This window comes from Priestia sp. Y58, from assembly GCF_029522095.1.
GTDB classification, from domain to species: domain Bacteria; phylum Bacillota; class Bacilli; order Bacillales; family Bacillaceae_H; genus Priestia; species Priestia megaterium_E.
On record NZ_JAKWFL010000001.1, the window covers coordinates 672844 to 692099 of the forward strand.

Sequence of the window (19256 nt, forward strand, 5' to 3'; positions counted from 1 at the left end):
TTTATAACATTTCTAAGAATCGGTCTGATATAATTTGCGTATCTTCAGGAGTACGGCAAATAATCAAACATGTATCGTCTCCACAAATTGTTCCTAATATTTCATCCCAGTCCAAATGATCAATTAATGCGCCAATCGCATTTGCGTTTCCCGGTAATGTTTTCATCACCAACATATGCCCAGCTGAATCAATTTTTACAAATGCGTCCATAAGAGAGCGCTTTAACTTTTGTAAGGGATTAAAACGCTGATCTGCAGGCAAGCTGTATTTGTATCGACCGTCCATCAAAGGCACTTTGACTAAGTGCAATTCTTTAATATCACGAGAGATTGTTGCCTGTGTTACATTAAAACCTTGGTTTTTTAAAATATCTACCAATTCATCCTGTGTTTCAATATCATTATTCGTGATAATATCACGAATTTTAATATGTCTTTGCCCTTTATTCATGTTGGCACCTCACATTAATATGTAATCTTCTTTTTGTGTTGTTGTGTATAAGTCTTTCACTATTTAAGTATCATAATGTGTTCAACTTGATTATGCACCTTTTTATATAAAGAGTCATAATCAAATCGCCAATGCTAAGTCTTCGCTTAACATTGGCCATTATTACTTTTTCTCTTTTAACGTTTTATGCGCTTCTTCGACTACTTCACGCACAGTAAGCGGAGCTTGATTTTCGCCGAGTTCACGCTCGCCTTTCCAGCGCAGGTGGAGAAGAAATTCGATATTTCCATCTCCTCCTGTTATCGGTGAATACGACATGTTATATACATCGTATCCTTGACGAAGCGAGAAATCCACCATGCCTTGAAGGACTTCTTCATGCACTTTTGAATCACGCACGATTCCTTTTTTCCCAACTTGCTCTCTTCCAGCCTCAAACTGTGGCTTAACGAGCGCAACAACATCGCTGTGTGGAACAAGAAGTGTTTTTAACACAGGAAGAATGAGTCTTAAGGAAATAAATGAGACATCAATAGAAGCGAATTCAGGCAAGCCTCTTGATAAATCAGCTGGCGTCACGTAACGGAAATTTGTTCGTTCCATTACTTCTACTCGCTCATCTTGACGAAGCTTCCAAGCTAGCTGATTATAGCCTACGTCTAGCGCATAGGACATCTTCGCTCCATTTTGAAGCGCACAATCAGTAAAGCCTCCAGTAGAAGAACCAATATCAATCATGATTTTATCCGCTACATGGACATTAAATTCTTTAATCGCTTTTTCAAGCTTAAAGCCGCCTCTGCTGACGTAAGGCATTACTGCACCTTTAATTGTCAGCGGCGTATCGCGTTCAATTTTCTCTCCCGGCTTATCTAAGCGGACTTCATTCGCATAGACAAGTCCTGCCATCACTGTACGCTTTGCTTTTTCTCTTGTTTCAATCAAACCTCGTTCTACTAATAATACATCTACTCGTTCTTTTTTTGTCACTTAACTTCAAGCCTCTTTTGTGTTGGTGTTACGAGTTTTTTAACTCGATTTATAATCTCTTCTTTGGTTAAGCCAATTTCTTCTAAAAGTTTTGTTACGCTGCCGTGCTCGATAAAGCGATCTGGAATTCCCATACGTTCAACGCGCGTATCATAATAGCCGTGCTCTGATGCAAACTCTAACACCGCGCTTCCAAAACCGCCTTGAAGTACCGCTTCTTCTACCGTAATCACAGGCTTATTCGTTTGGAAAATTTCATGAAGCATTTTTTCATCCAGCGGTTTAATAAAACGAGCATTTACCACTTTGACGCTGATTCCTTGCTTCTCAAGTTCTGCTGCTGCATCCATCGCCATTGAAATCGTTGTACCAAACGTTAAAATGGTTGTATCTGAACCTTCTTTTAATACGTCCCATGTACCGATCGGAATGTTTTTCAGTTCTGACTCTAGTTCAACACCTAATCCGTTTCCTCTAGCATAACGCATAGCAATCGGACCTTCTTCATAAGTCAAAGCAGTGTGAACCATGTGCTGGCCTTCATTCTCGTCTTTTGGCATCATAATAACAAGGTTAGGCAAATGACGTAAGAATGCAATATCAAACACGCCTTGATGCGTTTCACCATCAGCACCTACTAGCCCAGCGCGATCAATCCCAATAAATACATTTAGCTTCTGACGGCAAATATCATGAACCACCTGATCGTATGCACGCTGTAAAAACGTAGAATAAATAGCTAAAAAGGGCTTCATATTTTGAGTTGCAAGACCCGCTGCCATTGTTGTTGCATGCTGCTCTGCAATCCCAACATCAAACATGCGATGTGGAAACTCTTTTTGAAACGCTTCGAGTTTTGAACCCACAGGCATTGCTGGCGTTACGGCTACAATGCGATCATCTTCTCTAGCCATCTTCAATACCGTATCACTTACTAATTTACTCCAAGCAATCGGAACATTTTTGTCTTTAATAAAGTCACCAGACTCAATTTTGTAAGGGCCTGTACCATGCCATGCTCCGCTTTTATCGCTTTCTGCTGGCAAGTACCCTTTCCCTTTTTTCGTAATAACGTGAATCAGTACCGGTCCTTTTGTTTTCTTTGCATATTGTAACGTTTCCAATAAATCATCATAGCTATGGCCGTCAACCGGGCCTAAATACGTAAAGCCAAGATCTTCAAAAAACATGCCTGACACGACCATGTACTTTAGGCCATCTTTTACACGTTCTGCCGTTGCCGCAAGCTTCCCGCCTACTGCAGGCACTTTTTTCAGCAAGACTTCAAGCTCATCTTTTACCCAGTTGTATTTGCCCGCCGTGCGCAAACGTCCTAGAATACTGTGTACAGCCCCCACGTTAGGAGCGATAGACATTTCATTGTCATTTAAAATAACGGTCATATCCGTTTGCTCGTGACCGATGTGGTTAAGCGCTTCAAGAGCCATACCACCTGTTAAAGCTCCGTCACCAATGATAGGAACAATATGAGCTTTTGTTTTTTGCAAATCTCTTGCAGCAGCCATTCCCATTGCGGCTGAAAGAGATGTAGAACTATGTCCCGTTTCCCATACGTCATGCTCACTTTCGTCACGCTTTGGAAAACCGCATAATCCTTTATATTGACGGATTGTATCAAACTCTCCCGCTCGTCCTGTTAAAATTTTATGGACATACGACTGATGCCCGACGTCCCATAAAAATTTATCTTTTGGGCTGTCGAACACTTTATGGAGTGCAAGCGTTAACTCAACAACCCCCAAATTCGGCCCTATATGACCACCAGTTGCAGAAAGCTTTGTAATTAAAAAACGACGAATCTCTTCACTTAGTTCTTCTAATTGTGTTACTGACATTTTCTTTAAAAACTCAGGATTTTTTATCGTTGTAAGATCCAAGGTGGATCACTCACTTTCGTACTTGTTATAAAGTTACCTTAATACATTGTCTATTGTTTTATACGTATAGTCAATTTTTAGTATTTCCTTATTACTTACAATACCTTTGATATTCTATCAGTAAACCAGTGATATTCAAAGGAAAACAGTGAAAAAATAGCCGCTAACACAAATGTGATAACGGCCACCAAGATATTGTATATGTCTTTCAAACCTATGCACTACGCTTTTATACAGTAGTAAAATCATTATAGCATAGCCCCTATTGGGACTCAATCTTATTTTACTGTATCACTCAAAAAACCTGACAGAAATCGTCATTAACTATCACGTTTTGCTATATATAAACAAATTTCTTCTAGTAATCCGTGCTTAATTTGAGCTTGACGTAACGAGAGAAGTGCTTGTTCAACATGATACTGTAACTTTTCTTTGGCCGCTTCCATACCTAACAAAGAAGGATATGTCGTTTTTTCATTTTCTGTATCACTGCCAATTGGCTTTCCTAATTTTTCTTCAGACCCTTCGACATCCAAGATATCATCTTGAATTTGAAACGCTAACCCTACGTGCTTACTGAATTCTTCTAATAATTCTTGCTGTAGAGGCGTAGCTTTTGCAAGAATAGCTCCTGCTTTTACACAAAACCCTAGCAGCTTCCCCGTTTTATGAAGGTGAATATATTCAAGCTCGTCTAGCGTGAGCTGCTTTTTTTCGCCTTCCATATCCGCAACCTGTCCGCTGATCATACCTTCTGTTCCGCTTGCTTTTACCAGTTCTGTAATGAGCTGAAGCTTCATATGTGACGTAATTTCAGGATGGGCTGCTTCAGAAATGAGCTGAAAGCTATTTGTTAAAAGAGCATCTCCAGCTAATATAGCCGTTGCTTCGCCGTACACCTTGTGATTCGTCGGTTTTCCTCTTCTTAAGTCGTCATCATCCATACTGGGTAAATCATCGTGAATGAGAGAATATGTATGAATCATTTCCACTGCACATGCTGTTTCTAATCCCATGCTCTCGTCTTTTCCAAACGCATGTAGCGTGGCGAATAACATCACTGGGCGAAGTCGCTTTCCTCCTGCCGTAAGAGAGTAAAGCATGGATTCCTTTAAGTTAACCGGAGCATGTAATGCGTTTACCACTTCAGGCAAGCGTGTTTCTACTCGATCTTTTGTAAAAGAAATATACTCTTTTAAATTCATTTCATTCACCATCACTCTTCCTCCTGTACCGAGAATGGCTCAAGCGTTCCGTCTTCACGTAAAATAGTTTCCATTTGCTTTTCAATATGCTGAAGACGATCGTGACAGAATTTTGAAAGAGTCATTCCTTCTTGGAATTGTTGAATTGCTTCTTCTAAAGGCACGTCGCCTTCTTCTAGCTTGTTTACGATGGTTTCTAACTGTTCCATCGCCTCTTCAAACGTATACTCTTTATTTGTCGCCATTTTTCATCGCTCCTCTATTTTCGAAACTTCACACTGCAATTGTCCATCCGCCAAACGAACGTTTACCACATCGCCTTCGGATACTTGTTTGGTTGATTTAATTAACTCTTTTTCTTCATCGTATACTAAGCTGTAGCCTCTTTCCATTGTTTTTAATGGACTAAGCGTATGTAATTTTGACGTTGCCGTGGCAAATAAAAGCTGTTTTTGCTTTAGCAGCTGCTGCATCTCTTTTGTCAGCATTTTTGTCAGCTGCTGTTGACGCTCCGCTGCTTTCGTTAACTGGTGCTCAGGATGATTGCGCGACAAAGCAGCAGTTAGCTGCTCGTAGTTCGTCCGTTTATGTTCAATGTACCTTCTACCTTCACGATAAAAACGCTCCATCAACTGATCTAACTGCTGCTCTTTTTGCTCGACCAACTTTTGAGGATAACGAAAAGCATATGATTTCTGGGATCGTTCAAGCCTGCGGCTACTAGACTGAAGCATTTCTTTCATCGAACGAAGAAGACGGATATTTCGCTGAGTCAATCTTTCCGTAATTTCACTGATATGAGGTACAGCCAATTCCGCGGCACCCGTTGGAGTAGGAGCGCGAAGATCTGCTACAAAATCTGCAATTGTAAAATCGGTTTCATGTCCAACCGCTGAAATAACAGGAATAGTAGAAGTGAAAATTGCACGAGCAACGCTTTCTTCGTTAAAAGCCCAAAGCTCTTCAATTGACCCACCACCGCGCCCAACAATTAATACGTCTGCTTCTTTACGACGGTTTGCTTCTTCAATTGCCTTAATGATAGACGGTGCCGCATTCACTCCTTGAACAAGAGCGGGCATAACAATAATGTTCGCGTTATATCTGCGCTTTAATGTCGTAATAATATCACGTACGGCTGCTCCAGTTGGAGACGTAATCACACCTATTGTTGTTGGATACTTCGGCAGCTTTCGTTTCCTAGCAGGATCAAATAAGCCTTCTTTTTCCAGCTTTTTTTTCAGCTGTTCGTAGGCCAAGTATAAGTTTCCCACGCCGTCAGGCTGCATTTCTTTTACGTACATTTGATAATTTCCGCTTGGTTCATACACCGAAATTTCAGCTCGAATGAGTACATTCATTCCTTCTTCAGGCTGAAAATTAAGCTGCCGGTTATGCCCAGCAAACATAACGGCTGCGATACGAGCATTTTGATCTTTTAAGGTGAAATACATATGTCCCCGACTATGACGTTTAAAGTTAGAAATTTCTCCTTTAATCCATACATCTTGCATGTGAGGGTCTACATCAAACTTGCGCTTAATGTATCGTGTAAGAGCCGTAACGGTTAGATAACGAACTTCACTCATCATTTTGCCTCCTTTGCAGTCACCCTCTCCCCTTTATATAAAGGAGAGAAGCATTTTGGTCACTTGATTTGGCAAGATGAACCTTTATTTAGATAAAGTTGTTAACACTTTAGACAATACGCCATTGATAAACTTGCTTGATTGATCATCGCCAAACGTTTTCGCTAATTCAATCGCTTCATTTAACGTAACGCTCGTAGGAATTTCTTCTTCATATTTCATTTCGTATACGGCAATACGTAGGATAACGCGGTCTACAGTAGCTACACGATCTAACGTCCACTTTTCTAAATGATTGCGTAAAAGTTCATCAATTTCTTGCTGATGTTCAACCACACCTAGCACGAGACTTTCTAAAAATTGATCAGACTTTTCATTTTGTACAACATTTCCGATTGCCTCCATTGGCTCGGTCTGCCCTAAATCATGCTGAAATAGTGCTTGTAATGCTTTTTGGCGTGCTGTATGTCTTTTCATTATTTTTGCTCCTTTATTTATCTTCTTCAACTAGTATACCTAGATAATAGCATAGTTTATGAAACGATACTTCATTGTTCTTATACGAAGTTTGTAGAACACGAAAAAGACCGTCTTTATGACGAGACAGTCTTTTTCACTTTACCATAGCTTGTGTTGAAAAGGAACAAGTAATCATACGTTATTCCATTTTAGCAACAGCCGTTAGGTAAACGTTTGTTTTATTCAACTTCTTCAATATCAGTTTTTTGCGTGTCAAACTGAATCCCTACGATATGAATGTTTACTTCATCGAGATCAATAGCTGTCATATTTTTAAGGGCTTGACGAATGTTATCTTGTACTTGTTGCGCTACGTTTGGAATAGACACTCCAAACTTCATCATACAAAATACGTCTACTTTTATCCCGTTTTCTGTTAAGTCCACTTTTACACCTTTACCGTGGTTTTTCTTTCCTAGTTTCTCCACAACGCCAGCTGCAAAATTTCCTCTCATTGCAGAAACGCCTTCTACTTCAGAAGCAGCAATACCCGCAATGACTTCAATAACCTCAGGAGCAATTTCTACTTTGCCAAGAGAATTTGGGTGTTCTTCCATTTCTAATACATGATTTTCATTCATGTACAGCACCTCCTATAGTTTATATTATACTAAGAATTCATTACGTCATATAGCTCAAGAAACTTCGTGTTGAATTCACCGCTAACAAATTTTTCATGATTTAATAGTTTTTGGTGAAAAGGAATAGTGGTCGCCACGCCGTCGATAACAAATTCATCTAATGCGCGCTTCATTCGTTCAATAGCTTCCTCACGAGTTGGCGCATGAACAATCAATTTAGCCACCATTGAATCATAGTAAGGCGGGATTGCATAGCCCGGGTATGCAGCAGAGTCTACGCGCACTCCGTAGCCACCTGGCGGCAAGTACATTTGAATCGTACCTGGTGATGGCATAAAGTTTTTCTCTGGGTTTTCTGCGTTGATTCGGCACTCAATTGCCCATCCGTTAAATGTCACTTCTTCTTGCGTAAACGGTAAAGTTTCACCATTTGCCACTTTGATTTGTTCTTTAATTAAGTCAACTCCTGTCACCATCTCTGTAACAGGGTGTTCTACTTGGATACGTGTATTCATTTCCATGAAGTAAAATTTGTTTTCACGGTAATCATAAATGAATTCCACTGTTCCGGCTCCTGTGTAATTAACGGCTTGAGCGGCTTTAACAGCAGCGTCGCCCATTAATTCACGGGTTTTTTCGTCTAACGCTGGAGAAGGCGTTTCTTCAATTAATTTTTGAAGACGGCGTTGAATCGAGCAATCACGCTCTCCTAAATGTACAGTATTCCCATGAGAATCAGCCAACACTTGGATCTCAACGTGACGGAAATCCTCAATGAACTTTTCAATGTACACACCAGGGTTACCGAAAGCTGTAGCAGCTTCTTGCTGTGTAATTGTAATACCTTTGATAAGCTCTTGTTCATTTTTCGCAACGCGGATTCCTTTTCCTCCGCCTCCTGCCGTTGCTTTAATAATAACAGGATAGCCAATATCATTAGCAATTGACATACCGTCTTCCACTGACTCTACAATTCCAGTTGAACCAGGAACAATTGGGACACCCGCTTCACGCATCGTTTCTCTCGCTACGTCTTTTGTTCCCATTTTGTTAATGGCTTCAGGACTTGGTCCTACAAATGTAACGTTACACTCTCTGCATAGCTCTGCAAAATCAGCGTTTTCAGCTAAAAAGCCGTATCCAGGGTGAATGGCGTCACAGCCCGTTAGCATCGCAACGCTCATAATGTTTGTAAAGTTTAAATAGCTGTCTTTAGATGACGTTGGTCCAATACAATACGCTTCGTCTGCTAATTGTACATGCAAAGAGTCACGATCAGCTTGAGAATGAACAGCTACTGATTCTACACCTAATTCTTTACACGCTCGAATAATTCGAACCGCAATTTCTCCTCGATTCGCAATTAATAGCTTTTTAATCATATTTACCGCTCCTTATTCAGGCTTTACTAAGAAAAGAGGTTGACCGTATTCTACAAGTTGTCCATTTTCAACTAATACGTCAACGATTTCACCTTTAACTTCTGCTTCGATTTCATTAAATAATTTCATTGCTTCTACGATACATACAACCGAATCTTTTTGTACTTTATCTCCAGGAGTCACGTATACATCTGATTCTGGCGATGATGACGCATAGAATGTCCCTACCATCGGAGATGTAATTTTATGTAAGCTCTCATCAACCGCTGGGGCCGCTTGTTCTTCTTTTGGTTGAGCAGACTGTGCTGCTGGGGCTGGCGCTGGAGCCGCTGCTGCCTGCGGTGCAGGTGCTGCCGCTTGTTCAGGTGCCGAAACCATTACTTGCTGCGCTTGTTTGGAAACAATTGCGTCTTTTTTCTTCATCTTGATTTTGGAGCCTTCGTGCTCATAGGTGAACTCCTCGATTGATGATTGATCAACTAGTTTAATGATCTCACGGATCTCTTGAATTTTTAACATATTGAACACTCCTACCTCATGAAAATAGAATTCTCTACAATGTTAATAATACGACAGATGGCTACAGCCATTCAATTCGTTTGGCAAACATTAAAAAGAAGTTCCACTTACTCTATAATAACTTTTTAGCGTTATCGTTTTATAAATGGAAACATAGCTTTACAGATGACAACACGTATGAAAACATTTGTCACCTAGTACTAATATAAGATTATGAAACCTATTATAACCGAAGTAAAAAAAGAAAGCCATGTTAAAATTTTTACCGTCTCGCTTAGATTTTAGTCATTTCATAAAAAAAGAAGTGTAAACAACCCCAATTTACGGCTGTTTCACACTTCTTTTATTCCCTTTATTTAGTTGGCTGAAACTCTACCGCTACTTCTTTTGGACCCATTTCTTTTTTGACTAGCTGAATGATTTGATTTGCTTTTGTTTTTGAGTGTTTTTCTGTCTTAACCGTAATTTGTACTTGCTTTCCGTCTGCTCTTACTAGCGCGTCACTGTATCCTTTTGCTTTAATTAATGTTTCCAGCGTGGCTTCTTTTTCCCCGAGCTTTGATAATTCATCAATTTTATCCATCGCCTTGCTTACTTCCGCAGGCGTCACATTTTTTGATGCCGCTACTTCTTGATACTCTTCTTTTAATTGACTTCTTTCATCATTTAATTCCAAACGAAGCGCCGTAAATAGCTCATCGCTATCTGTGCTTGATACAACCGCTGATTCTTTTGCATTTTTAGCCGTTTCCTTCTTTACATCTTCTGCTGAGCCTTCAGTTTTTGAATCTTCTTTTGTTCCTGATTTCTCATCTGTCTGTTGTTTTGTATCTTCTGCAGGAGCCTTATCATCAGCTTGCTTTTCGCTTTGTTTTTCATTGTCTACTAACGCAACATTACTCTGAGGATTTTCTGGCGTTGTCATATAATATACCGATAACACAACAACTAAACTTAGCATTGTTAATAACCAAACCGTTTGCTTTTTTAATAACATATTCATTTCCCCCTCATCCTTTTTTCGCTAATACTGCTACTCTATGACTTGGTATATCGAGCGCTCTTGTCACGGCTTCAATAATAGATTTCTTTACCTCGATATTATCAGCTCCTTTAGCGACAACTAACACGCCTCTTACTTTTGGCTTTTCGGTTTTAACTACAACAGGCTTTTCTTGTTCTCCACTTCTTACAATGACCAGCTGTTCGTCTGTTGAGGAATCTTCAACTTTACGAGTCCCTCCTTCACGGTCCGTTTCGTTGGTCGTTTGCGATTTTGTGACGCTGTTTTTTTCATATATTTTGGATTCTGTTGCATCTAGGTTCACAATTACTTTTACCTTACTTACGCCTCTAACTTGATCCAAAATATCTTTCAATTCTTCCTCATACCGCTCTTCATAACCTGTCATCGTTGTTGTCTTTTTAGAGCTAAAAGCGGGAACATCCTGTGATACCGGTGATGCGCTGGTTTCTTTGCTTGCACTCTTTAGTAATCCGCCTGAATTCATAGATGTTGTGAGTGAGTTGCTAAATACCATAAAGATAACGCCTGCAGCTAGTAAAATGCCTATATACATTAACTTTGAAGGTTTCTTCGTAGTTGATGACTGTTTAAGTGAAAAGAACCGCTGAAAAAATGATGGGTCACCTTTTTCTGGCTTTTGACTCATTTCGTGTCTCCCTCCTCCATATTCACAACAACTTGGCCTTGTTTTACATCCCATTTTGCTGCTAAATAGTTGGATAATTTCTTGGATTCTGTTGGTTTGTTTGTTTCGATCGGTGTGGAGGTATCAATAGAAATAACTTTCACAGCTGAAACAACCTCGGAATCACCCGATGCTTTTTTACTTACGGCAACTGAAATGGATTTAATATTATCAGCGGTAGGTTCGTCGTTCGGCTTTTTGGTTTCAATGTGAATTCGATCAATTGCTACACCATACTGATCCATCAACTCCTCTTTTACATCTGCCTCCATTTGGACAGCCATTTGTTCTAAAATATATGCACGTTGTGAAGCTTGTATTTCTTTTTTCTGATTTTCTATTGAATTTTCTATCTGCTGATCAGATCGAATAGATGATAAGCTAAGTGATTTCAGCATTTGATTAACATCCACTTTGAAAATTTGAAAAACGGGTGTAATAATAATCAGCATTAAAAGAAGTCCAACCACCAGCTTTGTATATTTTTGAAAACTAGAATTGGGCAACAGTAAATTAATAATGGTAGCTAATAAGATAAAAAGAACGATATTAGTAATCCACGTCGTTAAGGCCTGCAATTTTTTCACCTCACCATCATTGTGACGTTGCTCGCTGTAATGATGACCGTTAAACATAAGAAAAACATAAGCGAGACAACCGCAAGCGCCGCGAAAATATAGATGACGCTTTTGCTGATAATGCTCAAGCAGGAAATAACCGGTCCTCCTCCAATAGGTTGAAGAAGAGCTGCTGCTAGCTTATAGATAAAAGCGAGCGTTAACACTTTAATAGCCGGAAACGCGACGATTAACAGTAAGACTGCTACTCCAGCAATCCCTACTGAATTCTTTAATAGAAGCGAGGCACTGATGACTGTATCAGCCGCATCTGTGAATACACGTCCTACAACAGGTATAAAGTTCCCTGTGACAAACTTTGCCGTTCGAATTGTAATACCGTCGGCAACAGCTGAGGTGGCCCCTTGAACGGATAGCACTCCTAAAAAAACAGTTAGGAATATTCCAAGCACGCCAATACTTATATTCCTCAACAGCTGAGCAAGCTGTGTAACCTTATGCTCATCTGAAATCGTACTCACAATGCTAAGCAGTGCTGAAAGAAAGAGCAGCGGCATCACTACGTATTGAATAAGCAAGCCGCTTGTGTTCATTAAAAACAAAATCATCGGATGAAAAAAGGCTGCCGATACAACTCCCCCTGATGATGCCATTAAGGCAAGCAGCAGCGGCACCAGAGCTAAAATGAATTTAGTCATAGTCTCAATCGCTCCCGTTGCATAAGAGATAGCAATTTGAAAACTATTAAGAGCAATGATGATCAAAACCATATATACAAGCGCATACGCTACTTTACTTACGGTTTGCTGATTAAACGCACTTTGGAGCGTTTGCAAAAACACGCTAAAAACCGTTAGCATAATGAGCGTACCGAGGAGCTTTCCATTCGCTAATACTTCGTGAAATAAAAACTTTACAAGACCTCCTAGCCATTCTTTAAGAGAGAACTCTTTTTCTCCTTTTAAAAAATCGACTAAACTTCCCTTCTGACTCTCGGGTAAAAAGCCGCCGTATTGGGTAATAATATCGTCCCAAAACTGTTTGACTTCATCGATACCGAGCTTATCAATTTGTTCATTGACAAGTTCTTGCTGCTTCGGGGGTTCGGAAGCTTGTACATTTTCTGGAAAGAAAAAAAAGAGGAACAAAAGAAGAGCGAGTATATTCACTTTAAACGTCCACCGCTTCATTTCGTCACCTCATATTAAGTAAAATTAATTGGGCAGCATTGAAATAATCGTTTCAATAATGACCGTTAAAATAGGAATTGCCATGGAGAGAATCAGCACTTTTCCACCTAGTTCAATTTTAGAAGCAATGGCACCTTGCCCTGCATCTTTCGTAATTTGAGCACCAAATTCGGCGATATAGGCAATACCAATAATTTTCAAGATGGTTTCCACATAAATCATGTTAACGTGGGCATTAATCGACAGCCGCTCGACCATCTTAATAATTTCGTAGATTTGATCAATTAAAAAAAGAAAGATCACGGATCCCACGAATACAACAAGTAAAAAAGCAATAGGTGATTTATGTTCTTTTAAAATAAGAGCCAAAAACGTAGCTACTAACCCTAAGCCCACAATTTGAAGCATTTCAATGGCAACTCACCCCTCTACCCTTGAAATAAAAAAACCGATTTGATTTTTTGAAATAAGTCCTCTACAATCGAAGCAACCATAAATAAAATATAAATAAAACCGATGAGGGTAACCCAGTTCGCGTAATCTTTTTTTCCCATCTGTTCGAGTACGGTGACTAAAAAAGCTACGACGATACCAATCCCAGCAATCTGAAAAATGGTGTTCATATCAATTCCCACATTCAATCCTCCTCTATCGCTACATCAATAGAATGACCAGTAGCAACCCAGATAGAAAGCCTAAACTTTTAACCATTTTTTCATAGCGATTCTGCTTATCAACTGCATCTTGTTCTTCGCGTTCAAGATGATTCAGCGTCAGTAAGATATGCTTTTGCTGCGAATAACGATCATGCTGACCAAGCGTTTCACCAAATTGTTTTAAGATTTCTAGCTCTCCCGTTTTAAGTGCGGTTTGTTTCCAAAATTGGTCCAACGTCTTTTCCCAAGCTTCCTTGACACTTTCAGTACCTTCTTTTAATTTCATTGAAAACTCATTAAATAAAGAAGCCAAAGGATTAGGAAGCTGTAGAGATAACAAATGAGCAACTTCTTGAAGAGGCCGATTGCTGTACATAATTTCTGCTTCTAACGACCTCAGAGCCGTTTTTAATTGCCTGAGCTGCCTAGGTCTTGCACTAAGCTGCTTTGCAAACTCAAATCCTGTGTAAGTGGAAGCAAATAAGATAAAGATGGCACCAAACAGTTTCATACACCATCACCCTTTACTATTTTCAATAAGCGACTTTTCAGCGGACGTTTTCATGGAATTATAGTGCTCATCGTAGATAGCCTGAAGTGTTCCAGGACCTCGGCTGTTCGATAGCACAACATACCTTTTGAATACGTGAAGTTTCATTAAAGCTTGCAAAGTGGGACGCTTCATTAAATCGTCAATGTCATAGCCATGAACAGTCATAATGACACGAACGCCAGCATTAACCGCTTCAAGTACGGCCTTACAATCTTCTTCACTTCCCACTTCATCCACAATCAGCACATCGGGGCTCATGGAGCGAATCATCATCATCATGCCTTCAGCTTTCGGACAGCTGTCTAATAAATCCATTCTAGATCCGAATGTATGCTGAGGAACCCCTTTAACAGCCCCAGCAATTTCTGATCGTTCATCTACAATTCCCACTTTAAACGGAGGAATCTTAGAGCGCTCTATGCCAGTACTTATTACTCTGGCTAAATCGCGAATCATGGTTGTTTTTCCTGTCTGAGGAGGTCCTATAATGACCGTACTTTGCCAATAGCGATTGTATAAAAAAGGAATAAGCTGATTCGAAATACCAATCTTTTGTTTAGCAATCCGGATATTAAAGGATGATACATCTCGAATCACACGAACCTGTCCATTTTCCGTTACAACTTTTCCCGCTAGCCCAACCCGGTGCCCGCCTTCAATGGTGACATATCCTTTTTTCAATTCTTCTTCAATCATATAAATCGAAAACTGGCTTAATTTATTTAAGATAAATAAAGCATCTTCTGCACTGGGAAGATACGATTCGAAATATGGCTGATTGTTGATTGTAAATTCGACAGGTCTTCCTATGCGCACTCGAATTTCTTCTAGTACATGAGAATGGTTTGTAACATAAAATTCAACAGTCTTTTTTAAATTAGGCGGAAAGATTGCAAGTATTTCGTTTAACATATTCATCCCCTCATATTTGAACTCACTTCAATGTATTATAAGCTTGACCATTTTATGCCTACCTTTTATTTAAAAACGCCGATTAAAATGAAGAGCACTCCTACTACAATCATGATTAATTTCCCAAAAGATAATTGATCGGCTACGGACACTAAACCTATAGTAAAAGAACTCACCATTACAATCGGACCAACAAGCGCTAACATTCCATTAATCATTAACGCTTTTTTCACATCATTGTTTGTGACAATTAAAATAGCGGCAATAAACTCAATAAATGAAGAAATAAATCGAAGGCACGCCATCGTTAATACCGTACCGTTTAAATGATCCAACCACTGCTTCATAAGCCCCTCCTATATCTCTGCGTTGTTTAGTACAACCTATGCAAAATAAGGAAGAGTTAGCACAAAAAAACATACAAAAAAGGCAGAGAATGATTCTCTGCCTTTTTTGTATGTTTTCAGCTTGCTTACACGCTCCAATTACGCGCGTGATACGTAGCTGCTGTCTGTTGTGTTGATAATTAATACATCGCCTTCGTTTACGAAGAACGGAACGTTTACTGTTAAGCCAGTTTCAACAGTTGCCGGTTTTGTACCGCCAGAAGCTGTGTCACCTTTAATACCAGGTTCAGTTTCTGTTACTTTAAGCTCAACTGTGTTTGGAAGTTCAACACCTAATGTCTCACCTTGGTACATCATAATTGCTACTTCCATATTCTCTTTCAAGAATTTTAGCTCATATTCAATTGCACTTGCCGGAAGCTCTAATTGCTCATAAGACTGGTTGTCCATGAATACGTGCTGATCGCCGCTTGCATATAGATATTGCATTTTACGGTTATCAATTTGTGCTTTTCCTACTTTTTCACCTGCACGGAACGTTTTTTCTTGCACAGCTCCTGTACGAAGGTTACGTAGTTTTGAGCGAACGAATGCAGCGCCTTTACCAGGCTTTACGTGTTGGAAATCCATTACACGCCAAATACCTCCGTCTACTTCTACTGTCAAACCTGTACGAAAATCATTTACTGAAATCATGAAGAAATCCTCCTACATTTTATAAAATAATGAACTCTTTTGATGAGTGCGATAATGCCTCATTACCTTCTGCTGTGACGATCGTATCATCTTCAATACGAACGCCCCCTAAGTCTGGTATGTAAATACCTGGTTCAACGGTTACAATCATACCTGGCTGCAGTACATCTGTAGATTTCACAGAAAGTGATGGGCCTTCATGTACTTCTAACCCTACGCCGTGACCGGTCGAATGTCCAAAATACTGGCCGTATCCGTGTTCTGTAATATAATCACGCGTTAACGCATCTGCTTCTTTACCCGTCATACCTGCTTTAATGCCGCTCATTCCATTAAGCTGCGCTTGCAGTACGACATTATAAATTTCTTTTAGCTTATCACTTACTTCACCGACGGCAAATGTTCGTGTGATATCTGAACAGTAACCATTATAGTATGCGCCAAAATCAAGCGTTACAAGTTCCCCTTTTTCAATTACTTTTTCAGAAGCAACACCATGCGGTAAAGCCCCGCGATGCCCTGAAGCAACAATTGTATCAAAGGATGAAGATGTTGCGCCTTGTTTTCTCATAAAGAACTCCAGTTCATTAGATACTTGAAGCTCTGTTAAACCAGGACGAACAAAGGTTAAAATATGTTCATATGCTGCATCTGCTATTTTTGCAGCTTCCTTTAATATCTTAATCTCTGAGTCACTCTTTATCAAGCGTAAGTTTTCGATTGCGTGCGAGATTGGAACAAGTTCCGCGCCGATATGCTTATCAAATAATTGATGCTGTCCATATGTAACATAATTCTGTTCAAAACCAAGCTTTTTAATTCCAAATTGTTTCACTACATTCGCTACTTCTTCTACAATAGGACCCTTGTGCTGAACGATATCAAAACCTTCTGTTTGACTAGTTGCTTGTTCAACATAACGAAAATCTGTTACAAATGCCGCTTTGTCTTCAGAAATGATAACGACACCAGCAGACCCTGTAAAATTGGTCATATAGCGTCTGTTATATTCACTTGTAATTACAACACCGTCCACATTCAACTTTGAAAACTGTTCGCGTAGTTTTTCGATTTTCATTTTATTTCCCCCTTAATTGTAAAAGTGCCTGCAGGGCAAGCTCGTATCCGTATAAACCTAACCCGACAATTTGACCATGTGTAACAGGTGCCGTCACCGAATGGTGGCGAAACTCTTCACGCTTATGTACGTTCGAAATATGCACTTCAATAACAGGAACAGATATACTGGCAATCGCATCTCGAATGGCATAACTGTAGTGAGTAAAAGCACCAGGATTGATCATAATTCCATCAAATTTCTCATCCGCTTCATGAATCCAGTCGATAATTACACCTTCGTGATTAGACTGTACGCACTCAACTTCTACCCCATGGTCTCTGCCTGCTCGCTGAAGCTTCTCTTCAAGATTTTGAAGATTATCTGTCCCATATACCGCTGGTTCGCGTACGCCTAAACGATTTAAATTAGGACCGTTTATTACTAAAATCTTATTCATCTTAATTCAACACTCTCCCCTACTACGAACCCTCTATGCAGCTCACTTATGTGAATTTGCACTTTATTTTTCTTTTTAAATCATTATATAGAATATATTAGCATACGTTGGAACATTCACACTACTTATTCGCCGTTTGAAAATCTGTAGATTCATCTTTTGTTTGAAGCTCTGCAGCTTCAAAAGAAATGGAATATCCGATGAATACACCATATAAAATATAAATACAGAGGGATGAAATAATCGTGTTAGCTGGAAGCTCTCCAATTGTTTTTAAGTTGGGAAAGAGCGGATTCAAAACAATGAATACAATTGCCCACCATAATAAGCCGTAAGCAAAACCTATCCAAATTGTTTTAAACTTCTTTAATAGGACGTAGTATAACAACCCGACAACAATAGATAATACCCCTATAAGAAAAATACTGACGATAACACCTATTCCTTTATCTTTCCAATCACCTAATGCCCATGGATCTAAAAGCATATTTGGATTGATAACACTAAAGCTGAACAGATAATTTAAATAGCCAATAAAGCTCCAGAAAACCCCTCCAAAAAAGGAAATAAAGACGGCTTTAAATAAAAAAGACATTTCCTGTTTATGCGTAGGGTGGTTATCCTGTTTTTTTTCATGCTGTTCTTTAGGTTCTGACATATTAATCACCTCTTGATGTAGTATGAACTTTTTTCTCATTTCTAAGTTTTTACGTTTATTACTCTTCCTATACGCAAGAAGGAAGCCTGATATCGCAGAGACATTTTAAAACTACTTGGCACAGAGTTTCATAAACAAATTTTATAAGTGAAAGGAAAAAAATTCATAACAAGGGTGTGGAGATGAAAAATATTGGCTAAACTAGATAACATGCATCCGCCTAGAGGTTTATTTGATTTTGCTGTAGAATATAAAATACTAAGAAGTCTAGTCTAGTTAAGTTAGGTTGGTGCCTGAAATGTCTAAATTACAAAAACCTGCGTATGGTGGTCAAGCCGTTATAGAAGGCGTCATGTTCGGTGGCAAACGTATGATGGTGACGGCTATTCGCCGCAAAGATCAATCTATTGATTATTTTCATTCAAAAAGAAAATCAAATTCCGTACTCACTGCTTTAAAAAAAATTCCTTTTTTACGAGGAATTGCTGCTATTGTTGAAGCCAGTGCAAACGGTACGCAGCACTTGAACTTTTCCTCTGAACGCTATGACGTGAATCCAGAAGATGATGCTCAAGTAGCAGCAGAACAACAAAAAGAGAAAAAAGAATCAAAACTATCTTTAATATTTGGCGTTGCAACTATTGGTGTAATATCCTTTCTTTTCGGGAAAGTACTATTTACATTGATTCCTGTGTTTTTAGCACAATTGACACGTCCTGTTTTCACTTCAAGTGTAGCTCAGGTTTTTATTGAAGGAGTATTTAAACTATTATTGCTTCTTGGCTATATTTATGTGATTTCACAAACGCCACTTATTAAACGGGTGTTTCAATATCATGGAGCAGAACACAAGGTCATTAATGCATATGAAAACAATGCTGAACTTACGGTAGAAGCCGTGCAAGCACAATCTCGACTTCATTATCGCTGCGGAAGTAGCTTTATCCTCTTTACCGTAGTTGTAGGAATGTTTGTCTACCTACTTGTTCCAACGGATCCTCTTTGGTTACGAATTGTGGATCGCCTTGCATTAATTCCAGTTGTCCTTGGTTTATCATTTGAAGTGTTACAGTTAACCAATAAAGTTCGTCATGTCCCTCTTCTTCGCTTTTTAGGTTATCCCGGTTTATGGCTTCAGCTTTTAACAACCAAAGAACCAAAAGATGATCAAGTTGAAGTTGCGATTGCTTCATTTAAAGAACTTTTACGCGTTGAAAATGAACTTTCTTCTACCACTGACGAACAAGTTGTCTAATCCACACCGTTTTGCTTTCTTTTTTTACTATTTTAGGAGGTGAACAAA

Annotated in this window: 24 protein-coding genes; 1 reads left to right on the forward strand and 23 read right to left on the reverse strand. The window is 39.3% G+C overall.

Features of this window, described 5'->3' with window-relative positions; translation table 11 throughout:
* Nucleotide 1: 1 nt before the first annotated feature.
* The 23 genes from ahrC to MMB68_RS03630 form a co-directional block, all read right to left on the reverse strand.
* A complete protein-coding gene (gene ahrC / locus MMB68_RS03520) occupies nucleotides 2-451 on the reverse strand; it encodes a transcriptional regulator AhrC/ArgR (RefSeq protein WP_013059136.1) in 450 nt (149 codons plus the stop codon).
* Between the two features lie 162 nt (nucleotides 452-613).
* Nucleotides 614-1441, reverse strand: a complete 828-nt coding sequence (locus tag MMB68_RS03525; protein WP_057233494.1) for a TlyA family RNA methyltransferase — start codon at nucleotides 1439-1441, stop codon at nucleotides 614-616.
* On the reverse strand, nucleotides 1438-3339 hold the full coding sequence (dxs, locus tag MMB68_RS03530) for a 1-deoxy-D-xylulose-5-phosphate synthase (protein ID WP_277548221.1): 1902 nt from the start codon (nucleotides 3337-3339) through the stop codon (nucleotides 1438-1440). Before dxs ends, MMB68_RS03525 begins: the two co-directional genes overlap by 4 nt.
* 320 nt (nucleotides 3340-3659) lie before the next feature.
* Nucleotides 3660-4556, reverse strand: a complete 897-nt coding sequence (locus MMB68_RS03535; RefSeq protein WP_221784561.1) for a polyprenyl synthetase family protein — start codon at nucleotides 4554-4556, stop codon at nucleotides 3660-3662.
* Nucleotides 4556-4789 (reverse strand): exodeoxyribonuclease VII small subunit, encoded by a 234-nt coding sequence (locus tag MMB68_RS03540; protein WP_013059140.1) that lies wholly within the window; start codon nucleotides 4787-4789, stop codon nucleotides 4556-4558. The genes MMB68_RS03535 and MMB68_RS03540 overlap by 1 nt, the downstream gene beginning before the upstream one ends.
* A gap of 3 nt (nucleotides 4790-4792) precedes the next feature.
* Entirely contained in the window at nucleotides 4793-6133 is a 1341-nt protein-coding gene (gene xseA / locus MMB68_RS03545; protein ID WP_050688160.1) for an exodeoxyribonuclease VII large subunit, read from the reverse strand.
* A gap of 84 nt (nucleotides 6134-6217) precedes the next feature.
* Nucleotides 6218-6610: a transcription antitermination factor NusB gene (gene nusB, locus MMB68_RS03550; protein ID WP_013059142.1), complete on the reverse strand. Its 393-nt coding sequence runs from the start codon at nucleotides 6608-6610 to the stop codon at nucleotides 6218-6220.
* A gap of 221 nt (nucleotides 6611-6831) precedes the next feature.
* Nucleotides 6832-7233, reverse strand: a complete 402-nt coding sequence (locus tag MMB68_RS03555; RefSeq protein WP_013059143.1) for an Asp23/Gls24 family envelope stress response protein — start codon at nucleotides 7231-7233, stop codon at nucleotides 6832-6834.
* A gap of 29 nt (nucleotides 7234-7262) precedes the next feature.
* Nucleotides 7263-8615, reverse strand: coding sequence for an acetyl-CoA carboxylase biotin carboxylase subunit (gene accC, locus MMB68_RS03560; protein WP_013084993.1), 1353 nt, complete (start codon nucleotides 8613-8615; stop codon nucleotides 7263-7265).
* A 12-nt stretch (nucleotides 8616-8627) separates the two neighbouring features.
* Nucleotides 8628-9134: an acetyl-CoA carboxylase biotin carboxyl carrier protein gene (gene accB / locus MMB68_RS03565; protein WP_221784562.1), complete on the reverse strand. Its 507-nt coding sequence runs from the start codon at nucleotides 9132-9134 to the stop codon at nucleotides 8628-8630.
* Between the two features lie 352 nt (nucleotides 9135-9486).
* Nucleotides 9487-10137, reverse strand: coding sequence for a SpoIIIAH-like family protein (locus MMB68_RS03570; RefSeq protein ID WP_225049505.1), 651 nt, complete (start codon nucleotides 10135-10137; stop codon nucleotides 9487-9489).
* A 7-nt stretch (nucleotides 10138-10144) separates the two neighbouring features.
* A complete protein-coding gene (spoIIIAG, locus tag MMB68_RS03575; RefSeq protein ID WP_057243217.1) occupies nucleotides 10145-10807 on the reverse strand; it encodes a stage III sporulation protein AG in 663 nt (220 codons plus the stop codon).
* Entirely contained in the window at nucleotides 10804-11424 is a 621-nt protein-coding gene (gene spoIIIAF / locus MMB68_RS03580; protein ID WP_221784563.1) for a stage III sporulation protein AF, read from the reverse strand. Before spoIIIAF ends, spoIIIAG begins: the two co-directional genes overlap by 4 nt.
* 5 nt (nucleotides 11425-11429) lie before the next feature.
* Complete coding sequence (gene spoIIIAE, locus MMB68_RS03585) at nucleotides 11430-12614, reverse strand: stage III sporulation protein AE (RefSeq protein WP_013059149.1); 1185 nt, start codon at nucleotides 12612-12614, stop codon at nucleotides 11430-11432.
* Nucleotides 12615-12638: 24 nt separating this feature from the next.
* On the reverse strand, nucleotides 12639-13022 hold the full coding sequence (gene spoIIIAD, locus MMB68_RS03590) for a stage III sporulation protein AD (RefSeq protein ID WP_013059150.1): 384 nt from the start codon (nucleotides 13020-13022) through the stop codon (nucleotides 12639-12641).
* Nucleotides 13023-13042: 20 nt separating this feature from the next.
* Nucleotides 13043-13249 (reverse strand): stage III sporulation protein AC, encoded by a 207-nt coding sequence (spoIIIAC, locus tag MMB68_RS03595; protein WP_013059151.1) that lies wholly within the window; start codon nucleotides 13247-13249, stop codon nucleotides 13043-13045.
* 19 nt (nucleotides 13250-13268) lie between these two features.
* Nucleotides 13269-13781: a stage III sporulation protein SpoIIIAB gene (gene spoIIIAB / locus MMB68_RS03600; RefSeq protein ID WP_013059152.1), complete on the reverse strand. Its 513-nt coding sequence runs from the start codon at nucleotides 13779-13781 to the stop codon at nucleotides 13269-13271.
* 6 nt (nucleotides 13782-13787) lie between these two features.
* Nucleotides 13788-14735, reverse strand: a complete 948-nt coding sequence (spoIIIAA, locus tag MMB68_RS03605) for a stage III sporulation protein AA (RefSeq protein WP_013059153.1) — start codon at nucleotides 14733-14735, stop codon at nucleotides 13788-13790.
* A gap of 65 nt (nucleotides 14736-14800) precedes the next feature.
* On the reverse strand, nucleotides 14801-15082 hold the full coding sequence (locus MMB68_RS03610) for a YqhV family protein (RefSeq protein WP_013059154.1): 282 nt from the start codon (nucleotides 15080-15082) through the stop codon (nucleotides 14801-14803).
* Nucleotides 15083-15220: 138 nt separating this feature from the next.
* Nucleotides 15221-15778 carry an elongation factor P gene (gene efp, locus MMB68_RS03615; protein WP_013059155.1) on the reverse strand — a complete coding sequence of 186 codons (558 nt, stop codon included), beginning with the start codon at nucleotides 15776-15778 and terminating at the stop codon, nucleotides 15221-15223.
* A 19-nt stretch (nucleotides 15779-15797) separates the two neighbouring features.
* Nucleotides 15798-16856, reverse strand: a complete 1059-nt coding sequence (locus MMB68_RS03620) for a M24 family metallopeptidase (protein WP_028410654.1) — start codon at nucleotides 16854-16856, stop codon at nucleotides 15798-15800.
* 1 nt (nucleotide 16857) lies between these two features.
* Complete coding sequence (gene aroQ, locus MMB68_RS03625; RefSeq protein WP_013059157.1) at nucleotides 16858-17295, reverse strand: type II 3-dehydroquinate dehydratase; 438 nt, start codon at nucleotides 17293-17295, stop codon at nucleotides 16858-16860.
* A 121-nt stretch (nucleotides 17296-17416) separates the two neighbouring features.
* Entirely contained in the window at nucleotides 17417-17953 is a 537-nt protein-coding gene (locus tag MMB68_RS03630; protein ID WP_221784564.1) for a YqhR family membrane protein, read from the reverse strand.
* Between the two features lie 298 nt (nucleotides 17954-18251).
* Here MMB68_RS03630 and MMB68_RS03635 point away from each other — a divergent pair, with 298 nt between their 5' ends.
* Nucleotides 18252-19208, forward strand: a complete 957-nt coding sequence (locus MMB68_RS03635; protein ID WP_014458240.1) for a DUF1385 domain-containing protein — start codon at nucleotides 18252-18254, stop codon at nucleotides 19206-19208.
* Nucleotides 19209-19256: the final 48 nt, after the last annotated feature.

What these genes read in the sequence shown, in the direction of transcription:
- MMB68_RS03630 (WP_221784564.1), bottom strand. Translation starts at nt 17,953, where the DNA reads ATGTCAGAACCTAAAGAACAGCATGAAAAAAAACAGGATAACCACCCT.
- spoIIIAE (WP_013059149.1), bottom strand. Translation starts at nt 12,614, where the DNA reads ATGAAGCGGTGGACGTTTAAAGTGAATATACTCGCTCTTCTTTTGTTC.
- MMB68_RS03570 (WP_225049505.1), bottom strand. Translation starts at nt 10,137, where the DNA reads ATGAATATGTTATTAAAAAAGCAAACGGTTTGGTTATTAACAATGCTA.
- accB (WP_221784562.1), bottom strand. Translation starts at nt 9,134, where the DNA reads ATGTTAAAAATTCAAGAGATCCGTGAGATCATTAAACTAGTTGATCAA.
- MMB68_RS03555 (WP_013059143.1), bottom strand. Translation starts at nt 7,233, where the DNA reads ATGAATGAAAATCATGTATTAGAAATGGAAGAACACCCAAATTCTCTT.
- spoIIIAB (WP_013059152.1), bottom strand. Translation starts at nt 13,781, where the DNA reads ATGAAACTGTTTGGTGCCATCTTTATCTTATTTGCTTCCACTTACACA.
- ahrC (WP_013059136.1), bottom strand. Translation starts at nt 451, where the DNA reads ATGAATAAAGGGCAAAGACATATTAAAATTCGTGATATTATCACGAAT.
- aroQ (WP_013059157.1), bottom strand. Translation starts at nt 17,295, where the DNA reads ATGAATAAGATTTTAGTAATAAACGGTCCTAATTTAAATCGTTTAGGC.
- MMB68_RS03535 (WP_221784561.1), bottom strand. Translation starts at nt 4,556, where the DNA reads ATGGTGAATGAAATGAATTTAAAAGAGTATATTTCTTTTACAAAAGAT.
- spoIIIAG (WP_057243217.1), bottom strand. Translation starts at nt 10,807, where the DNA reads ATGAGTCAAAAGCCAGAAAAAGGTGACCCATCATTTTTTCAGCGGTTC.
- MMB68_RS03620 (WP_028410654.1), bottom strand. Translation starts at nt 16,856, where the DNA reads ATGAAAATCGAAAAACTACGCGAACAGTTTTCAAAGTTGAATGTGGAC.
- accC (WP_013084993.1), bottom strand. Translation starts at nt 8,615, where the DNA reads ATGATTAAAAAGCTATTAATTGCGAATCGAGGAGAAATTGCGGTTCGA.
- xseA (WP_050688160.1), bottom strand. Translation starts at nt 6,133, where the DNA reads ATGAGTGAAGTTCGTTATCTAACCGTTACGGCTCTTACACGATACATT.
- efp (WP_013059155.1), bottom strand. Translation starts at nt 15,778, where the DNA reads ATGATTTCAGTAAATGATTTTCGTACAGGTTTGACAGTAGAAGTAGAC.
- MMB68_RS03540 (WP_013059140.1), bottom strand. Translation starts at nt 4,789, where the DNA reads ATGGCGACAAATAAAGAGTATACGTTTGAAGAGGCGATGGAACAGTTA.
- spoIIIAD (WP_013059150.1), bottom strand. Translation starts at nt 13,022, where the DNA reads ATGCTTCAAATTGTGGGCTTAGGGTTAGTAGCTACGTTTTTGGCTCTT.
- MMB68_RS03635 (WP_014458240.1), top strand. Translation starts at nt 18,252, where the DNA reads ATGTCTAAATTACAAAAACCTGCGTATGGTGGTCAAGCCGTTATAGAA.
- MMB68_RS03610 (WP_013059154.1), bottom strand. Translation starts at nt 15,082, where the DNA reads ATGAAGCAGTGGTTGGATCATTTAAACGGTACGGTATTAACGATGGCG.
- spoIIIAA (WP_013059153.1), bottom strand. Translation starts at nt 14,735, where the DNA reads ATGTTAAACGAAATACTTGCAATCTTTCCGCCTAATTTAAAAAAGACT.
- nusB (WP_013059142.1), bottom strand. Translation starts at nt 6,610, where the DNA reads ATGAAAAGACATACAGCACGCCAAAAAGCATTACAAGCACTATTTCAG.